Source organism: Burkholderia sp. MBR-1 (genome assembly GCF_013822785.1).
Lineage (GTDB): Bacteria > Pseudomonadota > Gammaproteobacteria > Burkholderiales > Burkholderiaceae > Burkholderia > Burkholderia vietnamiensis.
This window is the reverse complement of sequence record NZ_CP053609.1, coordinates 2,163,502-2,181,167: the sequence shown is the minus strand read 5'-3', so window position 1 is coordinate 2,181,167 and position 17,666 is coordinate 2,163,502. Positions and strand designations below refer to the sequence as shown.

At 66.3% G+C, this 17,666-nt stretch carries 12 protein-coding genes; 10 read left to right on the top strand and 2 right to left on the bottom strand.

Annotated features, from left to right (window positions below; all coding sequences use genetic code 11):
- Window positions 1–139: 139 nt before the first annotated feature.
- The 9 genes from MBR110_RS09985 to MBR110_RS09945 all read left to right on the top strand — a co-directional run bounded on the left by MBR110_RS09985 (window position 140) and on the right by MBR110_RS09945 (window position 13,865).
- Window positions 140–1,933, top strand: coding sequence for a methyl-accepting chemotaxis protein (locus MBR110_RS09985; RefSeq protein ID WP_059895715.1), 1,794 nt, complete (start codon window positions 140–142; stop codon window positions 1,931–1,933).
- A gap of 529 nt (window positions 1,934–2,462) precedes the next feature.
- Window positions 2,463–4,385 (top strand): PrkA family serine protein kinase, encoded by a 1,923-nt coding sequence (locus tag MBR110_RS09980; RefSeq protein ID WP_011884759.1) that lies wholly within the window; start codon window positions 2,463–2,465, stop codon window positions 4,383–4,385.
- 125 nt (window positions 4,386–4,510) lie between these two features.
- The gene (locus MBR110_RS09975; RefSeq protein ID WP_011884761.1) at window positions 4,511–5,779 is read left to right on the top strand and encodes a YeaH/YhbH family protein; all 1,269 of its coding nucleotides are present in this window, start codon (window positions 4,511–4,513) and stop codon (window positions 5,777–5,779) included.
- Entirely contained in the window at window positions 5,776–7,455 is a 1,680-nt protein-coding gene (locus MBR110_RS09970; protein WP_034193105.1) for a SpoVR family protein, read from the top strand. The genes MBR110_RS09975 and MBR110_RS09970 overlap by 4 nt, the downstream gene beginning before the upstream one ends.
- Before the next feature lie 247 nt (window positions 7,456–7,702).
- A complete protein-coding gene (locus MBR110_RS09965; RefSeq protein ID WP_011884766.1) occupies window positions 7,703–9,007 on the top strand; it encodes an MFS family transporter in 1,305 nt (434 codons plus the stop codon).
- 354 nt (window positions 9,008–9,361) lie between these two features.
- Complete coding sequence (locus MBR110_RS09960) at window positions 9,362–11,302, top strand: rhomboid family intramembrane serine protease (protein ID WP_181709053.1); 1,941 nt, start codon at window positions 9,362–9,364, stop codon at window positions 11,300–11,302.
- 174 nt (window positions 11,303–11,476) lie between these two features.
- The gene (locus tag MBR110_RS09955) at window positions 11,477–12,292 is read left to right on the top strand and encodes an ABC transporter substrate-binding protein (protein WP_034193107.1); all 816 of its coding nucleotides are present in this window, start codon (window positions 11,477–11,479) and stop codon (window positions 12,290–12,292) included.
- A gap of 122 nt (window positions 12,293–12,414) precedes the next feature.
- The gene (locus MBR110_RS09950) at window positions 12,415–13,137 is read left to right on the top strand and encodes an amino acid ABC transporter permease (RefSeq protein ID WP_014723001.1); all 723 of its coding nucleotides are present in this window, start codon (window positions 12,415–12,417) and stop codon (window positions 13,135–13,137) included.
- A 2-nt stretch (window positions 13,138–13,139) separates the two neighbouring features.
- A complete protein-coding gene (locus MBR110_RS09945) occupies window positions 13,140–13,865 on the top strand; it encodes an amino acid ABC transporter permease (protein ID WP_011884774.1) in 726 nt (241 codons plus the stop codon).
- A gap of 218 nt (window positions 13,866–14,083) precedes the next feature.
- Here the strand turns inward: MBR110_RS09945 and MBR110_RS09940 are convergent, their stop codons facing one another.
- Both MBR110_RS09940 and MBR110_RS09935 read right to left on the bottom strand, forming a co-directional pair.
- Window positions 14,084–15,352 carry a M23 family metallopeptidase gene (locus MBR110_RS09940; protein WP_011884775.1) on the bottom strand — a complete coding sequence of 423 codons (1,269 nt, stop codon included), beginning with the start codon at window positions 15,350–15,352 and terminating at the stop codon, window positions 14,084–14,086.
- 308 nt (window positions 15,353–15,660) lie between these two features.
- Window positions 15,661–16,326 carry a TetR family transcriptional regulator gene (locus tag MBR110_RS09935; protein WP_011884784.1) on the bottom strand — a complete coding sequence of 222 codons (666 nt, stop codon included), beginning with the start codon at window positions 16,324–16,326 and terminating at the stop codon, window positions 15,661–15,663.
- Between the two features lie 151 nt (window positions 16,327–16,477).
- On the opposite strand from MBR110_RS09935, the gene MBR110_RS09930 reads away from it, so the two are divergent.
- Complete coding sequence (locus MBR110_RS09930; protein ID WP_014723004.1) at window positions 16,478–17,665, top strand: MexX/AxyX family multidrug efflux RND transporter periplasmic adaptor subunit; 1,188 nt, start codon at window positions 16,478–16,480, stop codon at window positions 17,663–17,665.
- Window position 17,666 lies beyond the last annotated feature (1 nt).

Genomic DNA, 17,666 nt, shown 5'->3' with positions numbered 1-17,666 from the left:
GTAATGAATGACAGGATTGCTGAGAAAATTGATAGCAATACCATCAAGTTGTGCGTCGAATGGTCGTAAATGTATCGGAGCGAAACAGTGTTTCGAAACGGGCCAGGCCCGTCCATGACGACGCAAGACAGGAACAATGATGGTGATCGCAAACCTGACGATACGGGCGCGCATCGGCTTGACGATGGCGTTTCTCGCGGTGCTGCTGGCGGTGATCGGGGTGCTCGGCCTCTACGGGATGAGCACGGCGAACGACTCGATGCGCGAGCTGTTCACGAACCAGATGCCGAGCGCGGTCGACGTGGCCGTCGCGGACACCTACGCGGCGCGCGAGCGGCTGGCGCTCGATCGCGCCGCGCTGCTGGTGGGCACGCCCGATTCGGCCACGGCGGTCGAGCGCAGCCGCGAGATGCGCGCGCAGTCCGACGCGTGGTGGAAGAAGTACCTCGATCTGCCGCGCGGCCCGGAGGAAGACCGCATCGCGCAGGACGTCGCCGCAAAGCGACAGGCGCTGCAGCGCAACTGCGACGCGTTCGGCGCGCTCGTCACGGCCGGCGACCGTGACCGGCTCGGCGAAGGCGCCAAGCAACTCCAGGTGAAGTACAACGACCTCACGACCGCGAGCGAGGCGTTGCGCAATTTTCAGTTCTCCGACGCTCAGCGCGGCTTCGATCACGCGGAATCGGTGTACGAAACGTTGCGCGTAGTGTCCGTCGTCGCGCTGCTCGCCGGCTTCGTCGCCGCGGTGCTGTCGTGGCTGACGCTGACCCGCGCGATCGGCCGCCCGCTCGCGGAGGCGCTCGGTCATTTCGACGCGATCGCCGCAGGCGACCTGCGCCGTGCGATCGTCGTGCAGCGGCGTGACGAAATGGGGCAACTGCTGAACGGTCTCGCGAAGATGCAGCGCGGGCTCGTCGACACCGTGCGCACGGTGCGCGGCGGCAGCGAGTCGATCGCGACGGCCGCGCGGGAAATTGCCGCCGGCAACATCGACCTGTCGTCGCGTACGGAGGAGCAGGCGTCCGCGCTGCAGGAAACTGCATCGAGCATGGAGCAGCTGACCGGCACCGTGAAACAGAACGCGGACAATGCACGGCAGGCGAGCGCGCTGGCTGCGAACGCATCGGAGATCGCCAACAAGGGCAATACGGTGGTCGGCCAGGTGGTCGGCACGATGGGCGAAATCAACGACAGCTCGGCGAAGATCGCGGACATCATCGCGATCATCGAAGGCATCGCGTTTCAAACCAACATCCTGGCGCTGAACGCGGCCGTCGAAGCGGCGCGCGCCGGCGAGGAAGGGCGCGGCTTTGCGGTCGTCGCGGGCGAGGTGCGCAGCCTCGCGCAGCGCTCGTCGAGCGCGGCCAAGGAGATCAAGGCGCTGATCGACGCGTCGGTGGAGCGTATCCACACGGGCTCGCAACTGGTCGACGAAGCCGGCCGCACGATGCACGACGTGATCGCCGCGGTGCAGCGCGTGACGGACATCATGGGCGAGATCGCCGCGGCGTCCGAAGAGCAGAGCAGCGGCATCGATCAAGTTGCTCGCGCGGTCGCGCAGATGGACGAAGTCACGCAACAGAACGCGGCGCTCGTCGAGGAAGCGGCGGCCGCCGCGCAATCGCTCGACGAACAGGCGGCGCGCCTGCGCGAAACGGCAGCGGTGTTCCGGCTCGACGACGACGCGGCGCGACCGTCGGTCGCAGCCGGCGCCACGCGTCAGGCGCCGCGCGCGAAGCCTGCGCCCGCTGCGCAGCCGGCCGCGGCAGCCGCACCTTCCGTGCCCGCTGGGCCGACCGCCGCGCCTGCCACGCGCAACGAGCGTGACGCCGCACCGAAGCGCACGGCACCGGCGCGCAAGCCGGCGGCCGCAGCGAGCGCGCCGTCACCGGCTGCGACAACGGCCGGCGCCGACGATTGGGAGACGTTCTGATACGCGCATGCGCGCGCCTGCCGTCTGCATCAATCCCCATTTGACGAAGTCACACGGACGCCCGCGCATGCGGGCGTCGTCGTTCGTGCGGCCGGTCGAATGTGACACCGTCCGTGAACATTCACGCGTCGACGCGCGATGTGCATCCGCGCTACGGGTATCTCCTGACGATGCGAAAAAAATTTGTAACGGTGGGCGCGACGTGTCGTCGCAAACGTCTGCTCGAACGTCTATGAAGAAGGGGGCGTGAAGGGGAGTGTGAACGGCGCGACGACGACGGAGAAGCCATCCGACGCACGAGACGTTCCGCTGCTCGGCGAGACGCGGCGGATGCAGTTTATGCGGCTCGGGAGATCGATTGTAAAGCGACGAAATGCATTGTCCAACCGGTGTTGTCGAGAATGACGAACTTCATACGAAGATGTCGTGAAAAAAAATAAGAAAGGGTTTAGGATGAATTCGAACGCGCTTGCTTCTGCGCAGTCATAGGAAGGCAGGCAAGTCTTACGACTCACGCGAGGGAGGTAGCATGGATATTTACAGCAGCTTCGCGAACCGCTTCGAAAAAACGCGAGAGGAAGAATTCTCGCTGGAGGAGTACCTCGCGCTCTGCAAGAACGATCCGTCAGCGTACGCCACGGCAGGCGAACGCATGCTGGCTGCAATCGGGGAACCCGAGCAAATCGATACCCGCAACGACCCGCGCCTGTCGCGGATCTTCGCGAACAAGGTTATCAAGGTCTATCCCGCCTTCCGTGAGTTTTACGGAATGGAGGAAGTGATCGAGCAGGTGGTTGCGTACTTCCGCCACGCTGCGCAAGGGCTTGAAGAGAAGAAGCAGATCCTCTACCTGCTCGGGCCGGTCGGCGGCGGCAAGTCGTCGATCGCCGAGCGTCTCAAGCAGTTGATGGAACGCGTGCCGTTCTATTCGCTGAAGGGCTCGCCCGTCAACGAATCGCCGCTCGGGCTGTTCGACTACGACGAAGACGGCCCGATCCTCGAAGAGCAATACGGCATTCCGCGCCGCTATCTGAAGAGCATCCTCAGCCCGTGGGCCGTGAAGCGCCTGCACGAATACAACGGCGACATCCGTCAGTTCCGCGTGGTGCGTCGCTACCCGTCGATCCTGCGGCAGATCGGCATCGCGAAGACGGAGCCCGGCGACGAGAACAATCAGGACATCTCGTCGCTCGTCGGCAAGGTCGACATCCGCAAGCTCGAGCAGTACGCGCAGGACGACGCCGATGCGTACAGCTACTCGGGCGGCCTGTGCCTGGCGAACCAGGGGCTGCTCGAATTCGTCGAAATGTTCAAGGCGCCGATCAAGGTGCTGCACCCGCTGCTCACCGCGACGCAGGAAGGCAACTTCAAGGGCACCGAAGGTTTCGGCGCGATTCCGTTCGACGGCGTGATTCTCGCGCACTCGAACGAGTCGGAGTGGAAGGCGTTCCGCAACAACCGCAACAACGAGGCGCTGCTCGACCGGATCTTCGTCGTGAAGGTGCCGTATTGCCTGCGCGTGTCGGAAGAGATCAAGATCTACGAGAAGCTGATCCGCAATTCGTCGCTGGCCGAAGCAGTGTGCGCGCCCGGCACGCTGAAGATGATGTCGCAGTTCGCGGTGCTGTCGCGGCTGCACGAGCCGGAGAATTCGAGCCTCTTTTCGAAGATGCAGGTGTACGACGGCGAGAACCTGAAGGACACCGATCCCAAGGCGAAGTCGTACCAGGAGTATCGCGACTACGCGGGCGTGGACGAAGGGATGACGGGCGTATCGACGCGCTTCGCGTTCAAGATCCTGTCGCGCGTGTTCAACTTCGACACGAGCGAAGTCGCCGCGAACCCGGTGCATCTGATGTACGTGCTCGAACAGCAGATCGAACGCGAGCAGTTCCCACCGGAAACGGAGCAGAAGTATCTGTCGTTCGTGAAGGACGTGTTGGCGTCGCGTTATGCGGAGTTCATCGGCAAGGAAATCCAGACGGCGTACCTCGAATCGTATTCGGAATACGGGCAGAACATCTTCGACCGCTACGTCACGTATGCGGATTTCTGGATCCAGGATCAGGAGTTCCGCGATCACGACACGGGCGAGAGCTTCGACCGCGCCGCGCTGAACGCCGAACTGGAGAAGATCGAGAAGCCGGCCGGCATCAGCAACCCGAAGGATTTCCGCAACGAGATCGTGAACTTCGTGTTGCGCGCGCGGGCCGCGAACGCCGGCAAGAACCCGGTGTGGACGAGCTACGAGAAGTTGCGGGTCGTGATCGAGAAGAAGATGTTCTCGAATACCGAGGAACTGTTGCCGGTCATTTCGTTCAACGCGAAGGGCTCGGCGGAGGAGCAACGCAAGCATGAGGACTTTGTGAACCGGATGGTCGCGAAGGGCTATACGCCGAAGCAGGTGAGGCTGCTTTGCGACTGGTACCTGCGCGTGCGCAAGTCGTCATGACGCGCGCGGTACCGTGCCCGTGCGGAGGGTCCGCGCGGGCACCTTCAGAGGCGCCGCCCGCATGACGGCAGACGGCATGTGCGGCGAGCGTCCCGGCATATCGACTTTCGAGCGGGAGACCGGGAGTGCTTCATCAAATCATCGACCGCAGGCTGGCCGGCAAGAACAAGAGCATCGCCAACCGCGAACGCTTTCTGCGTCGCGTCAAGAACTACATTCGTCGTGCCGTGTCGGACGCGGTGCGCGATCGTAGCATCAAGGATATCCAGAGCACGCAAAGCATCACGATTCCGCGCAAGGACATCGCGGAGCCGACCTTCCGGCACGGGCCGGGCGGCCGTCGTGAATACGTGCACCCCGGCAACGAGGACTACGTGCGCGGCGACAAGATTCCGCGCCCGCAGGGCGGCTCGGGCGGCGGCGGCAGTCAGGCGAGCAACGACGGCGAAGGGCAGGACGACTTCGTGTTCGAGTTGTCGCGCGACGAATTCATGCAGTACTTCTTCGACGATCTCGAACTGCCGCGCCTCGTGAAGACGCACCTGCTCACGGTGCCGAGCTGGAAGAACGTGCGCGCGGGCTGGGCGGCGGAAGGCACGCCGAACAACATCGACGTCGTGCGCTCGCTCAGAAGCGCGCTCGGCCGGCGCATCGCGCTCGGTTCGCCGCTCGTGAACGAGCTGCGCGAGCTCGAAGCGCAGCTCGAGGCGCTGAAGAACGATCCGGAAGATCGCCGTGCGGAAATCGCGACGCTCGAAGCCGAGATCCATCATCTGAAAGGGCGCATCTGGCGGATTCCGTTCATCGATCCGTTCGACCTGCGCTACGTGAATCGCGTCAAGCAGCCGCAGCCGTCGAGCCAGGCCGTGATGTTCTGCCTGATGGACGTGTCGGGCTCGATGGACGAACAGCGCAAGGATCTCGCGAAGCGCTTCTTCATCCTGTTGTACCTGTTCCTGAAGCGCAACTACGAACGCATCGAGGTCGTGTTCATTCGTCACCACACGCGCGCCGAGGAAGTCGACGAGGACACCTTCTTCCATTCGACGGAAAGCGGCGGCACCGTGGTGTCGAGCGCGCTCGAGCTGATGCGCAAGGTAATGGACGAGCGCTACTCGCCGACCGAGTGGAACATCTACGGCGCGCAGGCGTCGGACGGCGACAACTGGACCGACGATTCGCCGAAGTGTCGCAAAATCCTCGAAGAGGATATCCTCACCAAGACGCGTTATTTCGCCTACATCCAGGTCGCTCCGGAAGAGCAGAATCTGTGGCTGGAGTATGCGCAACTGGCGCTGTCGCAACCGCATCTCGCGATGAAGAAAGTCGAATCGGCTGCCGACATCTACCCGGTATTTCGCGAGTTGTTCGAAAAGCAGGTGGAAATGTCATGACAACGCGCCATCTGCACAACGAATCGCGCGGCTATGCGCCGCGCCCTTCCGGCGACGACACGGCCGGCCCCGCCGCATCGCAGCAAAGCGGCCAGGCCGGGCCCGCTGCGCCGGCCGCCGACTTGCCCGCTGCCGGGCAGAAGGAAGCGCGTATGAACGTTGCCGAACGCAAGCCGCTGCCGTGCCCGTCCGACTGGACGTTCGAGCTGCTCGAGGAATACGACACGCACATCGCGCAGGTCGCCGAGCAGTACGAGCTCGACATCTATCCGATCCAGCTCGAACTGATCAGCGCCGAGCAGATGATGGACGCGTATGCGTCGGTCGGGATGCCCGTCAACTACCGACACTGGTCGTTCGGCAAGCATTTCCTCGCCACCGAGAAGAGCTATCGGCGCGGCCAGATGGGCCTCGCCTACGAGATCGTCATCAACTCGAACCCTTGCATCGCGTATCTGATGGAAGAGAACACGATGACGATGCAGGCGCTGGTGATCGCGCATGCGGCCTACGGCCACAACTCGTTCTTCAAGGGCAACTACCTGTTCCGGCTGTGGACCGACGCGCACGCGATCATCGACTATCTCGTGTACGCGAAGAACTACGTCGCCGAATGCGAGGAGCGCTATGGCCTCGATCGCGTCGAGGAGCTGCTCGATTCGTGTCACGCGCTGATGAACTACGGCGTCGACCGCTACAAGCGGCCGCAGAAGCCGTCGCTGTCGAAGGAAGCGGCGCTGCGGCGCGAGCGCGAGGCGTATCTGCAGTCGCAGGTCAACGAGCTGTGGCGCACGCTGCCGGGCAAGAAGCCCGAACTGGCCGAGGAGCAGGAAGGCCGCTATCCGCCGGAGCCGCAGGAGAACCTGCTGTATTTCGCGGAAAAGAACGCGCCGCTGCTCGAGCCGTGGGAGCGTGAGGTGATCCGCATCGTGCGCAAGATCGGCCAGTACTTCTACCCGCAGCGGCAGACGCAGGTGATGAACGAAGGCTGGGCCACGTTCTGGCATTACACGCTGCTGAACACGCTGTACAACCAGGGCAAGCTTGAAGACGGCTTCATGATGGAGTTCCTGCATTCGCACAGCAACGTCGTCTATCAGCCGCCGGTCACGAAGCCGTACTACAGCGGGATCAACCCGTATGCGCTCGGCTTCTCGATGATGAGCGACATCCGCCGCATCTGCGAAGCGCCGACGGAAGAGGACTACAAGTGGTTTCCGGAAATCGCGGGCACGCCGTGGTTGCCGGCGATGCACTACGCGATGCGCAATTTCAAGGACGAGAGCTTCATCGCGCAGTATCTGTCGCCGAACCTGATCCGCGAGATGCGGCTGTTCTCGGTGCTCGACGACGACATGCGCGATTCGCTCGAAGTGTCGGCGATCCACGACGAATCCGGCTACCAGTACGTGCGCCAGGCGCTGTCGCGGCAGTACGACATCCATCACCGCGAACCGAACATCCAGGTGTGGGCCGTCAACACGCGCGGCGACCGCAGCCTCACGCTGCGCCACTTCATGACCGACAACCGGCATCTGTCGAACGACAGCGACGAGGTGCTCAAGCACATGGCGCGCCTCTGGCAGTTCGACGTGTACCTGGAAAGCGTCGACGAGGCAGGCACCGTGCGCAAGCGCTACGAATGCCGATACGTGCCGCCTGAGGTGCGTGTTTGACGCGTATCTGACCGGTCGAGCGAATGGTTTGCATCCGACGCCAGCCTTGCGGCTGGCGTTTTCATATGACGAACGCTCGGCAGGAGAAGATTTTTCTACATCGGGATGAACCCGGAGAGACTGCTACTTTACATTTGGCTAAACTCCCGTAGCGCCGTGCGCCGGAACCGGTGCCACGTGCGACCCCCCACGCGGCGGTTGCGGCCGTCTCGCCCCAGCAAAGCACTAAAAGGAAACAGACCAACCCATGGACGTCCAGAGCGACCAAGCTGCGCTGTCCGCGCAAGACACCCGGCGGCGCGTGTTCGCCATCGTCGGCGCCTCGTCGGGCAACCTCGTCGAGTGGTTCGACTTCTACATCTACTCGTTCTGCGCGCTGTATTTCGCGCCGGCGTTCTTCCCCAGCGGCAACACGACCACCCAGTTGCTGAACACGGCAGGCGTGTTCGCGGCCGGCTTCCTGATGCGTCCGATCGGCGGCTGGCTGTTCGGCCGCATCGCCGACCGTCACGGCCGCCGCGCGGCGATGATGATCTCGGTGCTGATGATGTGCGGCGGCTCGCTGGTGATCGCGGTGCTGCCGACCTACGCGCAGATCGGCGCGCTCGCGCCCGCGCTGCTGCTGGTCGCGCGGCTGTTTCAGGGGCTGTCGGTCGGTGGCGAGTACGGCACGAGCGCGACCTACATGAGCGAGGTCGCGCTGCAAGGGCGGCGCGGTTTCTTCGCGTCGTTCCAGTACGTGACGCTGATCGGCGGCCAGCTGTGCGCGCTGCTGGTGCTCGTGATCCTGCAGCAGGCGCTGTCGGGCGACGAGCTGAAGGCGTGGGGCTGGCGCATTCCGTTCGTGTGCGGCGCGGCGGCGGCGCTGATCTCGCTGTATCTGCGCAAGTCGCTCGACGAGACGTCGACCAGCGCGTCGCGCGACAAGAAGGACGCGGGCACGATTCGCGGCGTGTGGCAGCACAAGGGCGCGTTCTTCACGGTGGTCGGCTTCACGGCCGGCGGCTCGCTGATCTTCTACACGTTCACCACGTACATGCAGAAGTATCTGGTGAACACGGCCGGCATGCACGCGAAGACGGCCAGCAACGTGATGACCGTCGCGCTGCTCGTCTACATGCTGATGCAGCCGGTGTTCGGCGCGCTGTCCGACCGGATCGGCCGGCGCACGTCGATGATCCTGTTCGGCACGCTGTCGGTGCTCGGCACGGTGCCGCTGATGCACGCGCTCAAGACGGTGTCGAGCCCGACGGCCGCGTTCGTGCTGATCACGGTCGCGCTCGCGATCGTCAGCTTCTACACGTCGATCAGCGGCCTGATCAAGGCCGAGATGTTCCCGCCGGAAGTGCGCGCGATGGGCGTCGGCCTGTCGTATGCGGTCGCGAACGCGATCTTCGGCGGCTCGGCCGAATACGTCGCGCTGTGGTTCAAGTCGATCGGCAGCGAGGAGACCTTCTACTGGTACGTGACCGCGCTGTGCGCGATCTCGCTGATCGTGTCGTGGCGCATGCGCGACCCGAGCAAGGAGGGCTATCTGCGTCACGAGCCGTGATCGGTGCAACGGCGCGGCCGCCGGTGCGGCCGGCATGACGCCACGGAACGGCGCGCCGCGATGTACGTGGCGCGCCGTTTTTTGTTCATGGCCGGTTCGCGTCGCTGGTCGCCGCGCGTAAGCGCATCGCGCATCGCGCGATATCGTTATCGAAATCGCTTCGTTGTCCGCGCTCGGCGCCAGCGCTTATGCTGGGCGCGTAGTTCGTGTGACACCTCCTTGACTGGGATTCGCGCCCGCTGCCTGCAGCGGGCGTCTTTTTGTTCCCGCTCCGTCACGCGGCCGGCAGTGTCAGGGACACCAAATATAATGGCGCGCGCGCGGCTCACGCGCGACAACCCATACCAAGATCCCATGAGAGAACAACCAACATCCAGGCCGTGGCTGACGATCGTGCTGGCCGTCGTCAATATCGCGATATTCGTGCTGATGTGGCGCGCCGCCTCGTACGGCGAGCTGTCGAATCCGCTGCTGCTCGACTGGGGCGCGAACTTCGCGCCGTACACGCTCACCGGGCAGCCGTGGCGGCTGCTGACCAGCGCATTCCTGCACGGCAGCTGGATGCACGTCGCACTCAACATGTACATGCTGATCGTGCTCGGCACGGTGCTCGAACGCGTGGGCGGGACGCTGCGGTTCGGCGTCGCGTATCTGTTGTCCGCGCTCGGCGGCTCGCTGCTCAGCGCGCTGTGGCACGGCTATCACGAAGTCGGCGGCAGCAGTTTCGCCTTCGGCGTCGTGCTGCAGACGAGCGGCATCCAGCCGGTGGTGAGCGTCGGCGCGTCGGGCGCGCTGATGGGGCTGGCCGGCGCCGCCGCGGCGCTGGTGCTGCGACGCCGGCGCGAGGCCGGAGCCGACGCGCAGGTGCCGATCAATCTCGCCGCGGTCGCGCAGGTCATCGTGCTCAACCTCGGCTCGGGCTTCGTGATTTCCGGCATCGACCAGGCCGCGCATCTCGGCGGCGTGATCGTCGGCTTCGTCGCCGGCTGGCTGATGTATGGCGGCACGCGTGCGGCGCGCGTCGCCGTGCCGCTCGTGGTCGCGGTGCTCGGCAGCGCCGCGATGGTGATGGCGGCGCAGCGCGCGGGCAGCGACGAGCTGCAAAGCTGGCGCGTCGCGACCGATCGCGCGCTCGCGCACGACGCCGCGAAGCGGCAGGCGCAACAGCAGGCGGCCGCGATCGCCGCGCAGATCCGCGACGACGAGCAGCATCGGCCCGCGCCCGTGTCGGCCGAGCGCGCCGCAGGCACCGTCGTGCCGGTCGGCAAGTGGCCGTATGCGATGGTGCTGGGCGCGTCGGGCAAGCGGCTGTACGTGACCGACATCGACCGCAACACGCTCGTCGTGGTCGATGCGCAGCGCCAGGCGGTCGTGCGCACGATCGCGGGCGAACCGTTCGCGACCGGGCTCGACGGCTGCCCCGGCAACATGTGCCGCGGCCGCGGCGCGAGCGGCGTCTATGTGAGCCCCGACGAACGCTATGCGTACGTCGCGTCGATGCGCGAGAACGGGCTCGTGCGCATCGACCTGAACAGCGGCGCGATCGTCGACGGCGTGACGCTCGGCCGGTTCCCGCGCGCGATCGTGGCGTCCGCATCGAACGACAGGCTGTACGTGCTGAACAGCGTCGACGACACGATTTCGGTCGTCAGCCTCGTGCACTGGCCGCAGGTCGTGGCGACGCTGCGGCTCGGCGATCACGATGCGTCGGGCGTCGAGTTCGGCCGCGCGCTGTCGATGTGGCTGTCGCCCGACGGCAAGCGGCTGTATGCGTATGCGTTCGAGAAGAGTGCCATCGTCGCCTTCGACACGGCGACGAATGCGCCGGTGCAAACCTATCCGGTCGATGCGGATTTCATCGAAGCGAAGCCGGGCGCGAACGGTGCCGGCGTGTGGTTCTACAACGCGTCGTCGGCGCAATGGCGGGACGCGTCGACGCTTGCCGTACGCAGCGCTTATCCGGTGTGCGACACGTCGATGCACAGCTTCGACGGCAGCGGCGACGGCTCGCTGATCGCCGTCGCCGGCTTCGACGGCAAGCCGCTGCGCGTGATCAAGACGGCGACGCGTCGCACCGTGGGCGAGTTTCCGGTGGCGGGCGGCGCCGGGCAGGCGATCTTCGCGCCTGACCGCCGCACGCTGTTCGCGCTCGGGGCAGCGGGTACGCTGTCGTTCCTCTCCATGGACCGCTCGCTCGATTATCTGCAGGACGGCGGCGACGGCGAGTTCCTGTGCGCGGCGTCGGCCGACGGCAGCGGGGATGGCGGGGATGGCGGGGATGCCGGCGACGAATGACCGCGCTCGCGCGTCATCACGAAACCCGCAGAGCAAAGCATCATTTGTTGGTTCGAATCCGCCGCATGCGCTGATACGTTAGCGGCTTCGCGACGATACACCGCGTTGCGATGTTCCTCGAACCGGGCCGCCGCGCGATCCGCGGCGGCCCTCATAACAATGCAGGCTGCGCTCATGAAATTCCACACTCTCGCTACCTGGCTCGTCGGAGCCGCGCTCGTCACGGCGGGCACGCTCGCGCATGCAGACCGCCTCGACGACATCAAAAAAGCCGGCGTGCTGCGCGTCGCGACGTTCGACAGCAACCCGCCGTTCGGCTTCGTCGATGCGAAAAGCCACCACATCGTCGGCCTCGACGTCGACTACGCGAAGGCGCTCGCCGACAAGCTCGGCGTGAAGCTGCAACTGCAGCCGACCAATCCGGCCAACCGCATTCCGTTCCTGACCTCGGGCAAGGTCGACCTGGTGCTCGCGAACTTCACGATCACCGACGAGCGCGCGAAGCAGGTCGACTTCAGCATTCCGTACTTCTCGTCGGGCCAGCAGTTTCTCGCGAAGAAGGGCGTGCTGAAATCGGCCGACCAGCTGAATGGCTTGCGCGTCGGCGCGGACAAGGGCACGACCAACGAAATCACGCTGCGCGACAAGTTCCCCGGCGCGACGATCGTCGCGTACGACGACACGCCGTTCGCATTCGCGGCGCTGCGCGCGGGCAACGTGCAGGCGATCACGCAGGACGGCCCGAAGCTGATCGGCCTGCTCGCGAACGTGCCCGACAAGCAGAACTACGAGATCCCCGCGTTCACGATCTCGAACGACTACATGGGCGTCGGTGTGCCGAAGGGCGAAGCGCGCCTGCTCGGTTTCGTGAACGACACGCTGAAGGGGCTCGAGGCGAACGGTCGCGCCGCGCAGATCTACGACGCGTGGTTTGGCCCGACGACCAGGACGCCGCTCACGCGCATCTTCCGCATCGGCGATCGCACCTGAGTCGTTCGCGCCGCGCGTCGAGATCGCCCGCCGCACGTTGCCCGGCGCCCGTCGCGGTGCGACGGATCGCGGCGTTTCCCGTGTCACTTACCCGATCGCGCCCGCCGCGATCGCACCATCTCATGTTCGGGTTGGCTCCCAAATATCTGTCCTGGCTGTGGCAGGGCTTTCTGGTCACGCTCGGCCTGGCGGCTGCGTCGGCGCTCGCGGCGAGCGTCGGCGGCTTGCTGCTCGCCGTGATGCGTCACGCGCGCGGGGCGGCGCCGCGCATGCTCGCGGCCGGCTATGTCGTGGCGTTGCGCAATACGCCGCTGCTCGTGCAGCTGCTGTTCTGGTATTTCGGCGTCGCGTCGCTGCTGCCCGATACGTGGATCGCGTGGCTGAATGCGCGCCACCGGCTCGACATCGGCCCGCTCACGCTCGCCTGGCCGTCGTTCGAATTCGTCGCGGGCTGGGTCGGGCTGAGCGCCTACACGGCCGCGTTCGTCGCCGAGGAATGCGAAGCCGGCCTGCGCGGCGTGCGGCGTGCGCAGCACGATGCCGCTGCGGCGCTCGGCCTCACGCCGATGCAGTCGCTGCGCTACGTGGTGCTGCCGCAAGCCGTGCGTATTGCGCTGCCGCCGCTGTTCGGCCAGTACATGAATCTCGTCAAGAATTCGTCGCTCGCGATGGCGATCGGGGTCGCCGAGCTGTCCTATGCGTCGCGGCAGGTCGAGACGGAGACGTTCAAAACCTTCGCCGCATTCGGCATCGCGACCGTGCTGTATGTCGCCGCGGTGGCCGCGATCGAGGCCGCCGCGTACGCGGCCACGCAATGGCGCGACCGGCTCGGCGCAGGGCGGTGACGATGGACCTTTCGCTGTTGCTCGACAACCTGCCGTATCTGCTCGTCGGCGCCTTCCCGGACGGCCCGCTCGGCGGCGCCGCGTTGTCGCTCGTGCTGGCGATGGCATCGGCCGTCGCGTCCGCGCTGCTCGGCGTCGCGCTCGGTGTGGGGATGGCGCTCGCGCGCGGGCCGCTGCGCGTCCTGCTGCTCGCGTTCATCGGTTTTTTCCGCGCGATTCCGGTGCTGATGCTGATCTTCTGGACGTACTTCCTGATGCCGATGCTGCTGCACATGGACGTGCCGGGGCTCGCGACCGTCGTCTGCGCGCTCGCGCTGATCGGCGGCGCCTATCTCGCGCACGCGGTGCACGCGGGCATCGTCGCGGCGGGCGAGGGGCAGCGTCAAGCGGGCTTGTCGCTCGGGCTCACGCGCTGGCAGACGGTGCGCCACGTGCTGCTGCCACAGGCGATCCGGATCATGACGCCGTCGTTCGTGAACCAGTGGGTTGCGCTCGTGAAGGACACGTCGCTCGCGTACATCGTCGGCGTGCCGGAACTGTCGTTCGTCGCGACGCAGGTGAACAACCGGTTGATGGTGTATCCGGCGCCGATCTTCCTGTTCGTCGCGGTGCTGTACCTCGTGCTGTGCACGTCGCTCGACGGCGCAGCGCGCTGGCTGCTGTCGCGCCGCGAGCGTGCGCAGCAGATCGCACGCACGACGCCCGACCGGACCGAACCCGCGCGATGACGGGTGTGCCGCGTGCGGTGCGTGATGCGCGCTTGCTTGCGGTATGAGGTTCGATGACGCCACGCGGCGGCGCGCGTCGGTGCTGCGCAGCGCGGGCACCGGCTACGTTTCGCCACAGCGGATCAACCAAACGCCGGGAGTGGCGCGGCGTCGACCGATATCGCGATCCTGCGGTTACCCACGCACGTCACCGCCCCGGCCACACACCCGACCGAACGTTACGACGCGCCGTAATGCGTATCGAACACCGAACGCAGCGTCGACGGCCCGACCGCGAAGTCGCCCCACAGCGGGCCGTCGCCTTGCGCGAACGCAAACGGCGTCGTGCCGATCGACGCGAGGCGGAACCGCCACTGCGCGGCTTCCTGACGGAACGCGGTGCGTTGCATGTCGGACAGCTCGGTTTGCGCGCTGGCGAGCGTGACGAGCGGATCGACCGGGTCGTTCGCGATGCGCACCTCGAAGTGCAGGTGCGGGCCGGTCGCCGCGCCGGTCATCCCGACCGAGCCGATGCGCTGACCCTGCTTCACCGTCTCGCCGACCTTCAGCCCGCGCGCGTACGCAGACAAATGCGCGTAGTAGGTCGAATAGCCGTCGGCGTGATCGACGATCACGTAATGGCCGTAGCCGCCCGGATCGGTGCCCACGAACGACACGACGCCATCGGCCGCTGCATCGACCGGCGTGCCGGTCGGCGCCGCGAGATCGACGCCGGTGTGGAACGCCATCGCCTGCGACAGCGGATGCACGCGTTCGCCGAAGAACGAACTGATGCGCGTCCACTTGACCGGCATCGTGAACGCGGCGGCTTCGAGCGGCGCGCCGTCGAGCGTGTAGTACGCGCCATGCTCGGCGCCCGGCGCGTGGAACCAGATCGCGCCGAACTTGCGGCCCGCGACGCGCAGCTCGACCGCGGTGAGGTGCGGCGTGCCGTTGTTGGTGTCGTACGCGATCCGGTAGTAGTCGCCGCGCTGCGCACTCGCACGCATCGCCACCTTGCCGGTGACGAGATCGCCGAGCTGGATGCGCACCTCGGGCGGCACGTCGAGCCGATCGAGCGTGTCGGACAGCGTGAGCTCGATGTCGCCCGCGCGCATCCCGTGGCTCCGGTCGGGCTCGGCGTACTGGAACAGGTTCGGATAGCCGAGCATGTCGTTGCGGTGCGCGCTGAGCGACGCGAACAGGCCGGGCTGCGCGCTGCGCTCGGCGAACGCGTGGCGCTCGCCGATCGTGTGTGCCAGCTCGCTCGTCACGAAATGCTGGGCGGTGGGAAACGGCGTGTCGGACAGCACGCGCTGCGGCAGCACGGCCGTGCCCGAATCGACGGCGCCGGGCAGTTGCGAAACCGCCGGCAATGCGGCGGCGAGACCGAACGCGGCGAGGGCGCCGAGCACGGCGGCCGGCACCAGCGCGCGCACGAGGCGCTGCGCACGGCCGGGCGCGAAGGCATCAGGGGTTGCAGCAGGCTTGACCAAAGGTGTCCACATCCAGGAAAGCGGTTCAAAGAGGTGTGGGCAGGAGCCGTCGCGCGAAAGGCGCCGCGCAGGCGCGGGGCGGGCGACGGGCGTGCAACAAAACAGGCCCCGCGTGGGGCCCGTGTCGTTGCCGTTCGACCCAACTTGCGGGCGCGCCCGCTTCGAACGGCGGCGTGAACGGCCGGGTCGAACCCGATTATCACGAAGACGCTAAGCAATGATGACCGCGTCAGTCTACCGATGTTCCGCGAAACGTTGAAAATTTTAAAGAGGGTCGGCCCATTCGTTTCGCAGTGCGGAAATTGGGGTTAATTCAGCATTTATTGCGCGGCTTTCCGCGCGGCAGGCAATTTTTGCGTGCGCACGCGCAGCGCCCCGGATGACTCGACGGCGTCGAAACCGGCGTCGAGCATGGCTTCGGCGTCGTTCCAGCGGGTGCCGCGCAGGCGGTCGGTCCAGATCATCGACGCGAACACGCCTTCGAGCAACGACACCAGATAGACGGCCGCCAGATGCACGTCGAGATCGGCGGCCAGCTCGCCGCCCGCGATCGCGCGGCGCAGCAGCGCTTTCGTGATCCGCAGGATCTGCAGCTCGAGCAGCGTGCGCCGGCGCAGCAGCGCGCCGTTTTCTTCGCTCTGTTCGCACTTCGTATAGAGAATCACCAGCACGCGCTGCATCGAGCCCGGCTCGCCGCATTGCCGCAGATAGTGCGACGCGGCGCGCCGCAGCGTCGCGAACGCGGGCAGGCCGTCCGCGGCCTCGAAGCCTTCCGACGTGCGCGCGAACGCGCGGTCGCACAGCGCCAGACAGACTTCCATCTTGTTGCGGTAATGCCCGTATACGGCGCCGCGCGACATCCCGGCCGCTTCGGCGAGGTCGGCCATCGCGGTCTGCGCGACGCCCTGTTCGAGCAGCACGAGCTCGGCGGCGTCGAGAATCCGGTGCTTGATGGCGAGCGATTCTTCCCGGGTCTTGCGGGCCATGGCGTGAATTTCCTTACAGTTCGCTGTCGTTTTATTGAGACAGTAGGCCAATCGTTCGACAACGTGCATATTTAATCAGTCGTGACTGATTATAATCGGCCACCCTGAGCTGCCGCATTTTCTATCGGCGGCGAACGATCCGAGGTCACAGATGAACAACACGGGTTTCGGCACGCGGCGCGGCGCGCTCGCGATGCTCGCGCTTGCGGCCATGCTGGTCGCGGGCGGATGTGGCAAGGGCGGGCCGGATACCGCGCCGCCGGCCGTGCGAAGCGCGACCGTCGTGACGGTGCGCCCGACCGCGGTGCCGATGACGGTCGAATTGCCCGGGCGGCTCGACGCGTATCGGCAGGCGGAAGTGCGCGCGCGGGTCGCGGGGATCGTGACCGCGCGCACGTACGACGAAGGGCAGGAAGTGAAGCAGGGCGCGGTGCTGTTCCGCATCGATTCCGCGCCGCTGATGGCGGCGCGCGATGCCGCGCAGGGCGCGCTCGCGAAGGCGCAGGCCGCCGCGCTCGCCGCCACCGACAAACGCCGCCGCTACGACGACCTGGTGCGCGACCGCGCGGTCAGCGAGCGCGACCTCACCGAGGCCGTCGCCGCCGATACGCAGGCGAGGGCCGAGGTCGTGTCCGCGAAGGCCGAGCTCGCCCGCGCACAGCTTCAGCTCGACTACGCGACGGTCACTGCGCCGATCGCCGGCCGCGCGCGGCGCGCGCTCGTGACCGAAGGCGCGCTCGTCGGCCAGGATCAGGCGACGCCGCTCACGACCGTCGAGCAGCTCGACCCGATCTACGTGAATTTCTCGCAGCCGGCGGCCGACGTCGAGGCGCTGCGCCGCGCGGTGAAGAGCGGGCGGGCGACCGGCATCGCGCAGCACGACGTCACGGTCACGCTGGTGCGCGCCGACGGCAGCGCGTATCCGCTCAAGGGCAGGCTGCTGTTCAGCGATCTCGCGGTCGATCCGACCACCGACACGGTCGCGATGCGCGCGCTGTTTCCGAACCCGGAGCGCGAGCTGCTGCCGGGCGCGTACGTGCGGATCTCGCTCGACGCGGCCGTCGATCAGCGCGCGATCCTGGTGCCGCGCGATGCGTTGCTGCGCACGGCCGAGCGCACGTCGGTGCGCGTGGTCGGGCCGAACGGCAAGGTGCGCGACGTCGAAGTCGTCGCCGACCGGATGAGCGGCCGCGACTGGCGCATCACGCGCGGCCTCGCGGGCGGCGAGCGCGTGATCGTCGACGACGCCGCGCAGTTCGCGCCCGACACCGTCGTGAAGCCCGTCGAGCAGGCACCGCCGGCGAAGGCCGCAGCGGCCGGGCCCGCCCGCCAAACCTGAC